Origin of the sequence: Nocardiopsis protaetiae (assembly GCF_045446735.1) — a bacterium.
GTDB classification, from domain to species: Bacteria; Actinomycetota; Actinomycetes; order Streptosporangiales; family Streptosporangiaceae; genus Nocardiopsis; species Nocardiopsis protaetiae.
This window is the reverse complement of record NZ_JBJJBV010000548.1, coordinates 1-798: the sequence shown is the minus strand read 5'-3', so window position 1 is coordinate 798 and position 798 is coordinate 1. Positions and strand designations below refer to the sequence as shown.

Below are 798 nucleotides of genomic sequence, written 5' to 3'. Positions count from 1 at the left end.
GTTGACGAACTCGAACGAACCGTCCGATCACGTGCTGCCCGCTCTCGGCCTCCTCCTGCACTCCGTGCGGGTGGCTCCCGCCGAAGCCGGCGCACTCCTGGCGTCCGGTGCCGGCACCGGCTCCAGCGCCCCGGTCGACGCCATTCTGGTCGATGCCCGCACCGACCTGGCGGCCGCCCGGAACTTCTGCCGTCTGCTGGACACCACGGGCCTGGACTGTCCGCTGCTGGTGATCCTCACCGAGGGCGGCGTCGCCGCCCTCACCCCGGACTGGCAGGTGAACGACTTCATCCTCACCGCGGCCGGTCCCGCCGAGGTCGAGGCCCGGCTGCGGCTGGCCATCGGGTCCGCCGACGCGGGCACCGACGACCCCGACGAGATCCGCCGCGGCGACCTGGTCATCGACGAGGCCACCTACATCGCCCGGCTGCGCGGGCGCATCCTCGACCTCACCTTCAAGGAGTTCGAGCTGCTGAAGTTCCTGGCCCAGCACCCCGGGCGGGTGTTCACCCGGGCGCAGCTGCTCCAGGAGGTGTGGGGGTACGACTACTTCGGCGGCACCCGCACCATCGACGTCCACGTGCGGCGGCTGCGCGCCAAGCTGGGCTCGGAGTACGAGTCGCTGATCGGGACCGTGCGCAACGTCGGCTACCGGTTCGTGCCCGACCCGGTCAGCAAGGGGCAGCAGGCGGCCGCGGCCGCGGAGGGCGGCGAGGGCGGCGCGGGGCTGCCGGCCGCGCGCAGCGAGGCGACCACCGGCTGACCGGACACCGACACGGATTCCTCTGCGCCGGGCCG

General features: G+C 73.2%; 1 protein-coding gene. It reads left to right on the top strand.

What is annotated here, in order from left to right:
• Position 1 precedes the first annotated feature (1 nt).
• Positions 2-763: a winged helix-turn-helix transcriptional regulator gene (locus tag ACJOT3_RS34640; RefSeq protein WP_406977350.1), complete on the top strand. Its 762-nt coding sequence runs from the start codon at positions 2-4 to the stop codon at positions 761-763.
• Positions 764-798: the final 35 nt, after the last annotated feature.